14 protein-coding genes are annotated in these 13,797 nt (G+C 66.3%); 10 read left to right on the top strand and 4 right to left on the bottom strand.

From position 1 onward, the window contains the following. The first annotated feature begins 22 nt into the window (after positions 1–22). Positions 23–457 (top strand): PAS domain S-box protein, encoded by a 435-nt coding sequence (locus ACZBJS_RS07265; protein WP_057014986.1) that lies wholly within the window; start codon positions 23–25, stop codon positions 455–457. A 236-nt stretch (positions 458–693) separates the two neighbouring features. On the opposite strand, the gene ACZBJS_RS07260 is transcribed toward ACZBJS_RS07265, so the two are convergent. Both ACZBJS_RS07260 and ACZBJS_RS07255 read right to left on the bottom strand, forming a co-directional pair. Beyond that, positions 694–894 (bottom strand): hypothetical protein, encoded by a 201-nt coding sequence (locus ACZBJS_RS07260; RefSeq protein WP_057014987.1) that lies wholly within the window; start codon positions 892–894, stop codon positions 694–696. Between the two features lie 7 nt (positions 895–901). Beyond that, positions 902–1,126: a hypothetical protein gene (locus ACZBJS_RS07255; RefSeq protein ID WP_316393717.1), complete on the bottom strand. Its 225-nt coding sequence runs from the start codon at positions 1,124–1,126 to the stop codon at positions 902–904. Positions 1,127–1,285: 159 nt separating this feature from the next. Between ACZBJS_RS07255 and ACZBJS_RS07250 the strand changes: the two genes are divergently transcribed. Together ACZBJS_RS07250 and ACZBJS_RS07245 are read left to right on the top strand one after the other, a co-directional pair. Further along, positions 1,286–1,639 carry a YciI family protein gene (locus tag ACZBJS_RS07250; protein WP_316393718.1) on the top strand — a complete coding sequence of 118 codons (354 nt, stop codon included), beginning with the start codon at positions 1,286–1,288 and terminating at the stop codon, positions 1,637–1,639. 94 nt (positions 1,640–1,733) lie between these two features. Continuing rightward, entirely contained in the window at positions 1,734–2,969 is a 1,236-nt protein-coding gene (locus tag ACZBJS_RS07245) for an RNA polymerase sigma factor (RefSeq protein WP_316393719.1), read from the top strand. An 80-nt stretch (positions 2,970–3,049) separates the two neighbouring features. On the opposite strand, the gene ACZBJS_RS07240 is transcribed toward ACZBJS_RS07245, so the two are convergent. Beyond that, the gene (locus ACZBJS_RS07240) at positions 3,050–3,277 is read right to left on the bottom strand and encodes a hypothetical protein (RefSeq protein WP_016840052.1); all 228 of its coding nucleotides are present in this window, start codon (positions 3,275–3,277) and stop codon (positions 3,050–3,052) included. Positions 3,278–3,397: 120 nt separating this feature from the next. Further along, positions 3,398–4,264, bottom strand: a complete 867-nt coding sequence (locus ACZBJS_RS07235) for an N-acetylmuramoyl-L-alanine amidase (RefSeq protein WP_463438611.1) — start codon at positions 4,262–4,264, stop codon at positions 3,398–3,400. 579 nt (positions 4,265–4,843) lie between these two features. Here ACZBJS_RS07235 and rsmH point away from each other — a divergent pair. The 7 genes from rsmH (at position 4,844) to murD (ending at position 13,624) form a co-directional block, all read left to right on the top strand. Beyond that, the gene (gene rsmH, locus ACZBJS_RS07230; protein ID WP_316393722.1) at positions 4,844–5,839 is read left to right on the top strand and encodes a 16S rRNA (cytosine(1402)-N(4))-methyltransferase RsmH; all 996 of its coding nucleotides are present in this window, start codon (positions 4,844–4,846) and stop codon (positions 5,837–5,839) included. Positions 5,840–5,841: 2 nt separating this feature from the next. Further along, a complete protein-coding gene (gene ftsL / locus ACZBJS_RS07225; RefSeq protein WP_057014992.1) occupies positions 5,842–6,291 on the top strand; it encodes a cell division protein FtsL in 450 nt (149 codons plus the stop codon). 11 nt (positions 6,292–6,302) lie between these two features. Next, on the top strand, positions 6,303–8,060 hold the full coding sequence (locus tag ACZBJS_RS07220; RefSeq protein ID WP_050385389.1) for a peptidoglycan D,D-transpeptidase FtsI family protein: 1,758 nt from the start codon (positions 6,303–6,305) through the stop codon (positions 8,058–8,060). A 49-nt stretch (positions 8,061–8,109) separates the two neighbouring features. Further along, complete coding sequence (locus tag ACZBJS_RS07215; RefSeq protein ID WP_316393723.1) at positions 8,110–9,567, top strand: UDP-N-acetylmuramoyl-L-alanyl-D-glutamate--2,6-diaminopimelate ligase; 1,458 nt, start codon at positions 8,110–8,112, stop codon at positions 9,565–9,567. Next, complete coding sequence (locus tag ACZBJS_RS07210; protein ID WP_057014995.1) at positions 9,564–10,997, top strand: UDP-N-acetylmuramoylalanyl-D-glutamyl-2,6-diaminopimelate--D-alanyl-D-alanine ligase; 1,434 nt, start codon at positions 9,564–9,566, stop codon at positions 10,995–10,997. Before ACZBJS_RS07215 ends, ACZBJS_RS07210 begins: the two co-directional genes overlap by 4 nt. A gap of 10 nt (positions 10,998–11,007) precedes the next feature. Beyond that, positions 11,008–12,114: a phospho-N-acetylmuramoyl-pentapeptide-transferase gene (gene mraY, locus ACZBJS_RS07205; protein ID WP_016846578.1), complete on the top strand. Its 1,107-nt coding sequence runs from the start codon at positions 11,008–11,010 to the stop codon at positions 12,112–12,114. A 109-nt stretch (positions 12,115–12,223) separates the two neighbouring features. Next, positions 12,224–13,624, top strand: a complete 1,401-nt coding sequence (gene murD / locus ACZBJS_RS07200; protein WP_253639070.1) for a UDP-N-acetylmuramoyl-L-alanine--D-glutamate ligase — start codon at positions 12,224–12,226, stop codon at positions 13,622–13,624. The last annotated feature ends 173 nt before the right edge of the window (positions 13,625–13,797 follow it).

Below are 13,797 nucleotides of genomic sequence, written 5' to 3'. Positions count from 1 at the left end.
GGGATCAGCAGGAGGTCAAACGATGGATATTGCGGCAGAAGTGGGAGACGCGTTGCTCAAGGGAGCCTCCGACGCGATCGTTGCGACCGATGTCGAAGGCCGTATCAGCTTGTGGAATCCCGGCGCGGTCAGGATGTTCGGCTTCAGCGCCGAGGAGGCGATCGGACAATCGCTCGATTTGATCATTCCGGAGAATCTGCGCGCGCGTCACTGGGCCGGCTTCCGGCACACGATGGCGACCGGGACGAGCCGTTACGGTCAGGGCGATCTGCTGTCGGTGCCGGCGCTGACCAGGCACGGGACGCGCATCTCCGTCGAATTCACCATCGAGATGCTGCACGATGCGGCGCACAAGGTCGCCGGCACCGTCGCGGTGATGCGCGACGTGACCAAGCGTTTCGAGGAGCTCAAGGAGTTGCGGCGCCGCGCCGCGCAGCAGGCCGCGACATCGTCGTAAAGGCTGGGAAGCCATGCCGTCATTGCGAGGAGCTCGCGACAAAATTGCGAAGCAATTTTGCGCTGAAGCGACGAAGCAATCCATCGCTCCGCACATGCGACAGATGGATAGCTTCGCGGAGCCTGTCATCGGGCGCGCGTTCGCGCGACCCGGTGGCTCGCAGTGACGCGGATAAGGCTACAAGCAAATGCCAGGTTCTCGGTCATCCCCTCCGGAGCCGATCACGGCCGCTGGAGCTACTTTCCCGATCGCAGGCGGGTCTCCGCCAGCGCGGTCACAAGGCCGATGACCAGCATCGAGGCCACGATGTCGGCTTCCGCACCGAAACCAAATGCGATCACCGTCGCTGCGGCGACCGCCGCAAGGATCGCGATGGTCAGCCCTTCGTCGGCGATCAGCTGACGCAACGCCTTCAGGCGCGTGATGCCCCGTTGCATTGCCTGCTCACACGCCGAGCGGATTGCCGCCCGCGGCGATGTTCGAGGCGACCTGACTGGCGTGGTGGCGCGGTTTCGCCACGATCCGGCTGCGCAGGATTCGGTACAGCATCGACAGCAGGAGCCGGGAAAGGCGTGTGGCTGTCTGCGGCAGTGGTGTCATGGCGAAGTCCTCCGGGCATCCGAAGGCTACGCGCTGCCATGAATTTAACAAACGAATAATATTGGCCATTACTATCGGATTATCCGATATAAGCTGGCTCCGCGGCCCGCCGGGCCGGGGAGACATTCACGCCGGGCGGCCAAAATAATTTATCCTGACGATGTCGTCCTGCGTGTCGCCCGTTCGACTGGGTGTCGGCGATCCAGCCGATCAAGAGGAGTTCTCAAGATGCAATATCTGTTGCTGATCTACCGGAGCGACGCGGAATATGGCCGCATGACTGCCGACGACCGCAAGGCCCTGTCGGCGGAATATGGCGTCTACACCCAGTCCATCATCCAGAGCGGACACTTCAAGGCGGGTGACGGGCTGCAGCCGGTGTCGACCGCGACCACCGTTCGGGTGCGCGACGGCAAGACGCTGACAACCGACGGGCCGTTTGCGGAAACCCGCGAACAACTCGGCGGCTATTATCTGGTCGATGCCAAGGATCTCGACACGGCGCTCGGCCTCGCGGCGCGGATTCCCGGCGCCAAGACCGGCTCGATCGAAGTCAGGCCGGTGATGATCTACGACAAGTGATGGTTTCGTCGTTCCGGGGCGTGCGAAGCGCGAACCCGGAACCTCGAGATTCCGGGTTCGATGCTTCGCATCGCCCCGGAATGACGGTGAGACCATGACCCCCAGCCAGATCGAAAAAGTGTTTCGCGACGAGGCGGGCCGGGCGCTCGCAACGCTGATCCGTCTCGTCGGCGATTTCGACCTGGCCGAAGATGCGCTTCAGGATGCTTTTGCCGTGGCGCTGCAGCGCTGGCCGATCGGCGAATTCCCCTCCAATCCGCGTGCCTGGCTGGTCAATGTCGGCCGCAACAAGGCGATCGACCGCGTTCGCCGCGCGGCGACGTTTCGCGGCAAGCAGCAGGAACTGACGCATCAGATCCTGCTCGATGCAGAGTCCTCGCCCGAGCCGGCCGATGCAACGCTTGACGACGACATGCTGCGGCTGATCTTCACCTGCTGCCATCCGTCGTTTGCGGCAGAGGTCCAGGTCGCGCTGACCTTGCGCACGGTGTGCAGGCTGACGACGGTCGAGGTCGCGCGCGCCTTCCTGGTGAGCGAGGACGCCATGGCGCAGCGCCTCTTGCGCGCCAAGCAAAAGATAAAACTCGCCGGCATTCCCTATGAGGTGCCGGAGCGTGAGGCGCTGGAGCCGCGCCTCACCGGCGTGCTCGCGGTGATCTACCTCGTCTTCACCGAAGGTTATGCGGCGACCGCCGGCGAGGATCTGATGCGGCCCGATCTTGCCCGCGAGGCGATCCGGCTGGCGCGGCTGATCGATGCGCTGATACCGGCGCGCGGCGAGATCAAGGGGCTGTTGGCGCTGATGCTGCTGCATGATGCGCGCCGCGCCGGCCGCCAGACCGCCGGCGGCGATATCGTGCTGCTCGAGGAGCAGGACCGTTCGCTGTGGGATTTCCAGCAGATCGCCGAAGGCCTCGAACTGGTCGAGGAGGCGCTGCGGATGCCGGGCCGGCCGCAGTCCTACGCCGTGCAGGCGGCGATCGCCGCGCTGCACGCGCGGGCGCCGAGTTACAAGGACACCGACTGGCCGCAGATCGCCGGTCTTTACGAGGTGCTGCTGCGCATCAGCCCGTCGCCGGTGATCGAGCTCAATCACGCCGCCGCGGTGTCGATGGTCGATGGTCCGGCGCGCGCGCTCGACCTGATCGACGCGCTGGACGCGCGCGGCACTTTGAAGGGATATGACCAGCTGCCCGCGGTGCGCGCCGACCTGCTGCGCCGCCTCGGCCGCAAGGATGAAGCGCGGCAGGCCTATCTCGCCGCAACGGCAGCCACGCAACTCGAACCGCTGCGCCGGCTCTATGCGCGGCGCATCGCCGAGATGGGGTGACGCACCCCATCTCTTGCGTGGCCAGTGACGGCGCGCCATTCATCCACGATGGTCAGCGCGCCGTGAGGCGTTGAGCGTGCTCAGTACCCTGTCTTTGCCTTGGCGCCGGTGCTCGATTGCCCGGTCGTCGTCCCCTTCGACATGCCGGTCGTGGTGCCGGGTGCCATCTTCTTCTGCGCGTGATGGACCTTCTGGGTCTTGTGATGGGTCGACGACATGGTCTTGCTTTGGGTCGACATAGCGCCAGCGGCTGCCGGAGCGACAATGAGGCCGACGGCGGCGGCTCCTGCGATCAGTGCTTTGAACATGGACGAATCTCCACTCGGACCGCCCCACCTACAAAGACCGCTCATGCCGAAAAGTTCCAACGTGCACGCACACTTGGCCGGTAAATGCACCGCTCCTCGCGACGACGGACGGAGGCCAGCCTAGCTCGACGCGACCACCGTCGCCGCATCCGGCGGCAGGCTCTCGAGCAGCGCGTGCAGTGTGGCCATGGTGGAACGGTCGGCGATCCCGTCGATGCGCTCCGGGCGGAAGTGGCGCTGGAAGGCGGTGACGACCTCCATGGTCGGGCCGTCGAACTTGCCGTTGGTCGGGATGTTGTAGCCGTAGCGCCGGAACGCGGCCTGCATGTTGGAGACGCTGTCGCTGATCGCACCGAGCTGCAGCGCGTCGCCGCGCACGATCGGCGCCGGCTGCACCCAGTGCCCGACGCCGGAATTGGCCAGCGAGTGCCACGGGAATTTCTCGCCGGGATCCTTCTTGCGCGCCGGTGCCACGTCGGAATGGCCGAGCACGCGATGCGGGACCACCATGCGGCGAAGCATGATGCCGCGGCACAGCGCGATGACAGCCGCGATCTGGCGCAGCGGAAAATCCGGATAGCCCCAATCGTGGCCGCGATTGACGATCTCGACGCCGATCGAGCAGGAGTTGATGTCGTCATCGCCAGCCCACGCGGACACGCCGGCGTGCCAGGCGCGCTTGCTCTCCGGCACGCACTGCACGATGCGGCCGTCCTCGAGCACGATGTAGTGCGCCGAGACCTCGGTGCCGGCCGTGCACAGCTGGGTGATCGCACCCTCGACGTCGGGCATGCCGGTGTAGTGCAGCACGATCATGTCGGGTTGCCGGCCATTGGCGCGATCGCCGAAGTTCGCCGACGGGATCACGTCGGAGGCGATCGAGGAATCCGGCGTGAACGTCTTCGCCTCCGCCACCCCCTTTGGAACAGGGAGGGCGCGCTGACGCTTCGAATCAGCGTTGCCGGACGAAGACGAACTTGAAGCCATACGAATCACTCAAACCCGAACCAGGAGAAAGCATTTTGACATATGGATAAACAAATAGGCGTTTACTATTCCTTTACCGTGCGGGCCGCGCAATCGACCCCTGCCGGTTCCACGATCCGCATGATGCGCTGCGCATTGTGCCCGGAGCGGGTCGCGAGGGTATCACTCGAATGCGGATCAAAGCCGCGCGATTCCGCTAACCGATCATCAACGTTTTCTTAACGTTAAGTGCCGTTACTGAGAGGTGAAGTGCCGAACCGGTTTCGGGGGACGGCCAAAGGACGCTGAGCCCCGCTGTTTGCGCGAAATCCCATGGAAACCCTCCCAATTCCGGTCGGATATCAGGATTTGCGGCCGAGAACGGGAGTTGGCGCTGGCGTCACGCAGCGGCTTTTTCACGCGTTTTCGAGCGAAGTGGATACCGGTTCGCGTGAAGAAAACGCGTCAAGACAGGAATCCAGAGCCCCGTTCCGATCCAATCGGAACGAAGAAGGCTCTGGGCGCGAGGATTCGAGGCGCAATGAGTCGGCGCGCACCCAGCTTGCATGCCAGTTACGCGGCCCCGCCCGGGAGCGGCGCATGAGCGAGCGTGCGCCGCGTCACATTTCGGTGCTGGGCCGCGAGGCGGTCGCGCATCTCGCTCCGCGCGCCGGCGGCATTTATGTCGACGCCACCTTCGGTGTCGGCGGCTACAGCCGGGCGATCCTCGATGTCGCCGAGACCCGCGTGATCGGCATCGACCGCGACCGCACCGCGATAACCGGCGGCTTCGATCTGGTCGACGGCGCGGGCGGTCGGCTGACGCTGGTCGAGGACCGCTTCTCCAACCTCGCCGAGGTCTGCGCGTCGCACGGGGTGGATAAGGTCGACGGCGTCGTGATGGATGTCGGCGTCTCCTCGATGCAGCTCGACCAGGCCGAACGCGGCTTCTCATTCCGGCTCGGCGGTCCGCTCGACATGCGGATGGCCCAGAGCGGCCCGACCGCGGCCGACGTGGTCGCGACCGCTTCCGAGAAACAACTCGCCGACATCATCTATATCTTCGGCGAGGAGCGGCATTCGCGCGGCGTCGCCCGCGCCATCGTCGCCGCGCGCAAGGACGTGCCGATCACGACGACCGACGCGCTTGCCGATATCGTCGCGAAGGTCGTGCGCGCCAAGCCGAACGAGATCCATCCGGCGACGCGGACCTTTCAGGCGCTGCGCATCTTCGTCAATGAGGAGCTCGATGAACTGCACGAGGCGCTCGCAGCGGCCGAGCGCGTGCTGAAGCCGGGCGGCCGGCTCGTCGTGGTTTCGTTCCATTCGCTGGAAGACCGCATCGTCAAGAATTTCCTCAGCCTGCGCGGCAAGGTCTCCGCCGGCTCGCGGCATTTGCCCGAAATGGCGCAAGCGGCGCCGAGCTTTCAGATCCTGACCAAGCGTCCGGTGACGCCTGGTGAGGCCGAGCTTGCCGCCAATCCGCGCGCGCGATCGGCCAAGCTGCGTGCCGCCGAGCGCACCGCGGCGCCGGTGCACGCCGACGACGACCTGCCGTCATGGCCCCGCCTGTCCGACCTGAAGCGGGGAGGGTGACGATGCGCCTTCTCCATCTCCTCGTCATCGGCATGCTGATCTTCGCGGCGTCGTATGTCTATCGCATCAAGATGGAATCGACCGCGCGCGTCGAACGCGTGCTGCAGCTCAATGCCGAGATCCGCGAGCAGCGCAATGCGATCGCCGCGTTGCGCGCCGAATGGGCCAAGCTCGATGCGCCGCTCCGGCTGCAGGGCCTCGCCGAGCGCCATCTGCCGCTGAAGCCGGTCAACGCCAACCAGTACGATTCCCTGAAGAACCTGCCGGAGCGGCCGCCGAGCTTCACGCGGCCCGGTTCGCGCGATCCGATCGGCGCGATGATCGACACCATCGAGGCCGCCGCGGCGCCCGACAGCACCACCGGATCGATCGACAAGGCGGCGACCGACCAGCCGGCCGCCGACCAGCCCGCGCTCGACGACTCCGGGCAGGGCGGGGGAGACCAGCAATGACGGGACCAGCCATGACCGATCCGGCACCCGCCAACACGCCGGCCGTGAAACCCGCCGAGCCATGGAACCAGCGGCTGATCCGCACGCTGCTGTATGGCAGCAATGTCGACCGCGCCGCCAAGGCGCGCGCGCGCGTTGGCCTCGCCATCCTCGCTTTCGCCGCGGTCTATTGCGTGCTGGCGGGGAGGCTGGTGCTGTTCGCCGTCGGCGCCGACAGCCATGGTGCGCGCCGCACCGCATCGCAGGACGCCATCGCGACCGCGCGGCCCGACATCACCGACCGCAACGGCGAAATCCTCGCCACCGACGTCAAGGCGCCGAGCCTGTTCGCCGAGCCGCGCCGCCTGATCGACAAGGACGAGGCGATCGAGCTCTTGACCGGAGCCTTGCCCGATCTCGACACCAGCGAGGTGCGTGACCGCCTGTCGTCGCGCAAGGGCTTCGTCTGGCTGAAGCGCGAGATCACGCCGAAGCAGCAGAGCGACATCCATCGCCTCGGCCTTCCCGGCGTCGGCTTCCTGCGCGAGAACAAGCGCGTCTATCCGACCGGCAACGAGGTCGCCCACCTGATCGGCCTCGTCAACATCGACAACCAGGGCATCGCCGGCATGGAGAAGTGGCTGGACAGCAACGGTCTGGCCGATCTGCATCGCGCGGGCTTCGCCACCGACCGGCTGCAGAAGCCGGTGGAGCTGTCGGTCGACCTGCGCGTCGAGCACGCGCTGCGCGACGAACTGCTCAAGGCGAAGGAGAAGTTCAAGGCCAAGGCCGCCTCCGGCCTCGTCTCCAACGTCCGCACCGGCGAGATCGTGGCGATGGTGTCGCTGCCGGATTTCGATCCGAACAATCCGAAGGAGGCGCACGATCCCGATCGCATCAACCGCCTGACCACCGGCGTCTACGAGATGGGCTCGACCTTCAAGGCGTTCACGCTGGCGATGGCGCTGGATAGCGGCCGGTTCGACCTCAACTCGATGTGGGATGCGCGTGGCCCGCTGCACTACGGCAAGTTCGCGATCCATGACGATCACAACATGGGCCGCATGATCAACATGAAGGAGGTGTTCTACTATTCCTCCAACATCGGCGCGGGACGCATTGCGCTGGCGATGGGCGTCGACGCGCACAAGGCGTTCCTGCGCAAGATGGGCCAGCTCGAGAGGCTGCGCACCGAATTGCCGGAGAGCGCCTCGCCGATCGTGCCGAAGAAGTGGGGCGAATTGAACACCGTCACCATCTCGTTCGGTCACGGCATCGCGGTGGCGCCGCTGCAGGCGGTGATGGGCATCGACGCGCTGGTCAATGGCGGCTACCTGATCCCGCCGACCTTCCTGAAGCGCACCGAGCAGGAGGCGATGGCGCTCGCCAAGCGCGTCATCAAGCCTGAGACCTCGGACAAGATGCGCTATCTGATGCGGCTCAATGCCGAGATCGGCACCGCGAAGAAGGCCGACGTCAAGGGCTACTATATCGGCGGCAAGACCGGCACCGCGGAGAAGGTGATCAACGGCCGCTACGCCAAGAAGCGCGTGCTCAACGCCTTCACCGCGATCCTGCCCGCCGACAATCCGAAATACCAGCTTCTGATCATGCTCGACGAGCCACAGCCCCTGAAGGAAACCTACGGGTTCATCACCTCGGGCTGGAATGCGGTGCCGACCGGCGGCAATGTGATCGCCCGAATTGCGCCGCTTTTGGGCGTTGAACCGCGATTCGACCTGCCGCCGTCCGACCGCCTTATTCTTGCGGCATCCAGAACAACCCAGTAAGGCGTATACTCACGCGGCGCCAGAACGGCGCCGGCCAGACTGGAAGATCATGAGACTTCGCGACCTCTTCAGCGATGATGCGACGATCGATCCGAGTGCCTCCTCGCTCATTGTCGGAGGGCTTGCGGTCGACAGCCGCGCGGTGAAGCCGGGCGATCTGTTCTTCGCGCTGGCCGGCAGCAGGACCGATGGCGCGCGCTTCGTCGATGCGGCGATTGCCGCCGGCGCGGTCGCGGTCGCCAGCGACCATCTGCCGCAAGGTCACGCCCGCGCTCCCTTCGTCATCACGCCGAATCCGCGCCGCGCGCTGGCGCTCGCCGCGGCCAAATTCTTTTCCCGCCAGCCGGCGACGATCGCGGCGGTGACCGGCACCAGCGGCAAGACCTCGGTCGCAGCCTTCACGCGCCAGATCTGGCAGCGGCTCGGTCATTCCTCCGCCAGCATCGGCACCATCGGCCTCGTCTCGGACAAGCGCACGGTCTACGGCTCGCTGACCACGCCGGATCCGATCGCGCTGCATCGCCAGCTCGACGAGATCGCGAGCGACGGCGTCACCCATCTGGCGTTCGAGGCGTCCTCGCACGGCCTCGATCAGTATCGTCTCGACGGCGTGCGCATCGCAGCCGGCGGCTTCACCAATCTGTCGCGCGACCACATGGATTATCATCCCGATGTCGCGCATTACCTCAATGCAAAACTCCGGCTGTTCCGCGATCTGGTCGCGCCAGGCGGCGCCGCGGTGGTCTCGGCCGATCATGATTGCTCAGGGCAGGTGATCGATGCGGCGCGCGCGCGCGGCCTGCGCATCATCGCGGTCGGGCGCAACGCCGATGCAGGCGATGGCATCAGGCTCACCGATGCTGTCATCGAAGGCTTTGCACAGAAGCTCCTGATCGAGCACCGCGGACGCAAGCACGCGATCCGGCTGCCGCTGGTCGGCGAATTCCAGATCGAGAATGCGCTGGTCGCGGCCGGGCTCGCGATCGGCACCGGCAGCGCCGCCGACGACGTGTTCGGCTGCCTCGAACATCTCGAAGGCGCCAAGGGCCGGCTGGAATTCGTCGGCGAGCACAATGGCGCGCCGATCTTCGTCGATTACGCCCACAAGCCCGACGCACTCGCCAAGGCGCTGCAGGCGCTGCGGCCCTATGCCAGGCGCAAGCTGGTCGTGATCTTCGGCGCCGGCGGCGACCGCGACGCCGGCAAGCGTCCGATCATGGGCGCGATCGCGGCCGAGAATGCCGATCAGGTCATCGTCACCGACGACAATCCGCGCAGCGAGAAGCCGGAGGCGATCCGCGCCGCGATCATGGCGACGGCGAAGGGCGCGCGCGAGATCGGCGACCGCGCCGCGGCGATCCGCGCCGGCATTGCCGGCCTCGCGCCGGGCGATGCGCTGGTCGTTGCCGGCAAGGGCCACGAGGTCGGGCAGATCGTCGGCAACACGACGCTGCCGTTCAGCGATCATGAGGCGGTCGCCAGTGCACTGGCTGCGGAGGGCGCATGAGCACGATGTTGTGGACCTCGGATGCGATGGCGACGGCGATGCGCGCCGCCACGCAAGGCGCGCTGCCGGACGGCGTCAGCGGTCTCTCGATCGACAGCCGCACCATCGCGCCCGGCGAGGCGTATTTCGCGATCAAGGGCGACGTCCATGACGGCCATGCCTTCGTCGAGGCGGCGCTGAAGGCCGGCGCCGGGCTCGCGGTGGTCGAGACCGCGCAACGGGCAAAGTTTCCCGCTGATGCGCCGCTGCTGGTGGTCGACGACGTGCTCGCCGGCCTCGTCGAGCTCGCGCATGCCTCGCGCGCGCGGCTCAACGCGCAGATCGTCGCGGTAACCGGCTCGGTCGGCAAGACCTCGACCAAAGAGGCGCTGCGCCGCGTGCTGTCGGCGCAGGGCGAGACCCATGCGTCGGTGGCGTCGTTCAACAATCACTGGGGCGTGCCGCTGTCGCTGGCGCGCTGCCCGGCCAGCACGCGCTTTGCGGTGTTCGAGATCGGCATGAACCATGCCGGCGAGATCACGCCGCTGGTGAAGATGGTGCGCCCGCACGTCGCAATCATCACCACGATCGAGCCGGTGCATCTGGAATTCTTCGCCGGCATCGAGGCGATCGCCGACGCCAAGGCGGAGATCTTCGCAGGGCTCGAGCCCGATGGCGCGGTCGTGCTCAACCGCGACAACGGGCAATTCGCGCGGCTGCAAAAGCAGGCCAAGCAGGCCGGCATCTCGCGCATCGTCTCGTTCGGCGCCGACAAGCGTGCCGAGGCGCGGCTGCTCGACCTGTCGCTGCACGCGACCTGCTCGGCGGTGCATGCGGATATTCTGGATCACGACATCACCTACAAGATCGGCATGCCCGGCCGGCACATGGCGATGAACTCGCTCGCGGTGCTTGCCGGCGCCTCGCTACTCGGCGCCGATATCGCGCGCGCGGCGCTGTCGCTGTCGCAGCTCGAGGCGCCGACCGGCCGCGGCCTCCGCCGCACCCTCGAGGTCGGCCATGGCGAGGCGATGCTGATCGACGAGAGCTACAACGCCAACCCGGCTTCGATGGGCGCCGCGCTCAACGTGCTCGGTCAGGCCCAGACCGGGCCGCATGGCCGGCGCATCGCCGTGCTCGGCGACATGCTCGAGCTCGGGCCGACCGGGCCCGAACTGCACCGCGGCCTCAACGAGGCCGTGACCGCCAACCGCATCGACCTCGTATATTGTTGTGGTCCGTTGATGCGGAATCTGTGGGATGCCCTTTCCACCGGCAAGCGGGGAGGCTATGCCGAGAGCTCGGCGGCGCTCGAAGCGCAGGCGGTCGCCGCGGTCCGTGCCGGTGACGTGATCATGGTGAAGGGCTCGCTGGGATCGAAGATGAAGCTGATTGTCAGCGCGCTGGAAAAACGCTTCCCCGACAAGGCCGCGCACGAAGAAGCGGTATAGGACTCCTCGAATGTTCTACTGGTTGATCGAACTGTCCAACACCGTTCCGGGGTTTGGGGCGTTCCGCAGCGCTTTGAACGTGTTCCGCTACATCACCTTCCGCACCGGCGGCGCGATGGTGACCGGCGCATTGTTCGTGTTCCTGTTCGGGCCCTGGATCATCGATCATCTGCGGCTACGGCAGGGCAAGGGCCAGCCGATCCGCACCGATGGTCCGCAGTCGCATCTGATCTCCAAGAAGGGCACGCCCACCATGGGCGGGTTGATGATCCTGTCCGGGCTCGTGGTGTCGACGCTGCTCTGGGCCAACCCGCTCAATCCCTATGTCTGGATCGTGCTGGCGGTGACGCTCGGCTTCGGCTTCGTCGGCTTCTATGACGATTATTTGAAGGTCACAAAGCAGTCGCACAGCGGCTTCGCCGGCAAGCTGCGGCTGCTGATCGAGGCCGCGATCGGGCTTGCCGCCACCTACGCGCTGGTCCGGCTCGGGCGCGACGTGTCGTCGACCTCGCTCGTGATTCCGTTCTTCAAGGACCTCGTGATCAATTTCGGCTGGTTCTTCGTGATCTTCGGCGCCTTCGTGATGGTCGGCGCCGGCAATGCGGTGAATCTCACCGACGGTCTCGACGGTCTTGCCATCGTGCCCGTGATGATTGCCGCCGCAAGCTTCGGCATGATCTCGTACCTGACCGGCAACGCGGTGTTCTCGGATTACCTGCAGATCAATTACGTCGCCGGCACCGGCGAACTGGCGGTGCTGTGCGGCGCGGTGCTCGGCGCAGGCCTCGGCTTCCTCTGGTTCAACGCGCCGCCGGCCTCGATCTTCATGGGCGACACCGGTTCGCTGGCGCTCGGCGGCATGCTCGGCGCGACGGCGGTTGCGGTGAAGCACGAGATCGTGCTCGCCGTGATCGGCGGCCTGTTCGTGCTGGAGGCGGTCTCGGTCATCGTCCAGGTCACCTCGTTCAAGCTCACCGGCAAGCGCGTGTTCCGGATGGCGCCGCTGCACCATCATTTCGAGCAGAAGGGCTGGACCGAGCCGCAGATCGTGATCCGGTTCTGGATCATCTCGGTGATGCTGGCGCTCGCCGGCCTGTCGACGCTGAAGCTGCGCTGATGGCTTCGCATCCCATTGACTGTCATTCCGGGGCTCGCGCAGCGAGAACCCGGAATCTCGAGATTCCGGATAACCGCTGCGCGGTTTCCGGAATGACAGGGAGATAGACATGATCCCGGTCACCTCCTTCTCCGGCAAGACGGTCGCGGTGTTCGGGCTCGGCGGCTCCGGGCTCGCGAGCTGCCAGGCGCTGAAGGCCGGCGGCGCCGAGGTGATCGCCGCCGACGACAATGCCGACAACGTCGTCAAGGCGGCGCAGGCCGGCTTCACCACCGCCGATCTGCGCAGCGTGTCATGGGCGAATTTCGCCGCGCTGATCCTGACCCCCGGCGCGCCGCTGACCCATCCGGCGCCGCACTGGAGCGTGCTGAAGGCGCGCGAGGCGGGGTGCGAGGTGATCGGCGATGTCGAACTGTTCTGCCGCGAGCGGCGCCGTCATGCGCCGAACGCGCCGTTCGTCGCCATCACAGGCACCAACGGCAAATCGACCACCACGGCGCTGATCGCGCATCTGATTGATGTCGCCGGCTACGACACCCAGATGGGCGGCAATATCGGCACCGCGATCCTGTCGCTCGAGCCGCCGCGCATGGGCCGCGTCCATGTGATCGAGATGTCGTCCTACCAGATCGACCTCGCACCGTCGCTCGATCCGTCGGTCGGCATCCTGATCAACATCAGCGAGGATCACATCGACCGCCACGGCACGCTCGAGCATTACGCCGCGGTCAAGGAGCGGCTGGTCGCCGGCGTGCAGGCCGGCGGCACCGCGATAACAGGCGTCGACGACATCTGGTGCCGCAACATCGCCGACCGGCTCGATCGCGCCGGCAAGCGCGTGGTGCGCATCTCGGTGAAGAACCCGCTGCCCGACGGCCTCTATGTCGAGCACGAGACCATCGTGCGTGCCTCGGGCGCGGCGCGCAGCGAGATCGCGCGGTTAGGCGGCATAGGCTCGCTGCGCGGCCTGCACAATGCGCAGAACGCCGCCTGCGCCTCGGCCTGCGCGCTGGCGATGGGTATCGCGACCGACGTGTTGCAGAACGGCCTGCGCAGCTTCCCGGGTCTCGCGCATCGCATGGAGCAGGTCGGCCGCCGCGGCAACGTGCTGTTCGTCAACGACTCCAAGGGCACCAATGCGGATGCGGCCGCGCATGCGCTGTCGTCGTTTGCCGACATCTACTGGATCGCCGGCGGCAAGCCGAAGGCCGGCGGCATCACCACCCTGACCGAATATTTCCCGCGCATCCGCAAGGCCTATCTGATCGGCGAGGCGGCGGCCGAATTCTCCGGCACGCTCGGCGAGCGCGTCCCGCACGACATGTCCGGCACGCTCGACGTCGCGATCGCCAGCGCCGCGCGCGATGCCGAGGCGTCGGGGCTCGCGGAAGCCGTCGTGCTGCTGTCGCCGGCCTGCGCCTCGTTCGACCAGTACCGCAATTTCGAAATCCGCGGCGCCGCCTTCCGCGACATCGTGCAAGCGCTGCCCGGCGTTGAGCCGGTGGTGTGACGATCACGTAGGGCGGATTGGCACAGCGTAATCTGCCGTTCGGTGCCGGGCGATGACACCGAGATGAAGTACGCAGTGACGGTGCGTCGTATCGCGCGAGAACCATCCTCATCGTCGTCCTGGCTTTCGCCAGGACGACGTCGGGATGAGGGCTCAACCACCTCCCTCAAAAG

Source organism: Bradyrhizobium sp. KZN70725 (assembly GCF_055264925.1).
This window is presented reverse-complemented; position numbering and strand designations above follow the sequence as displayed.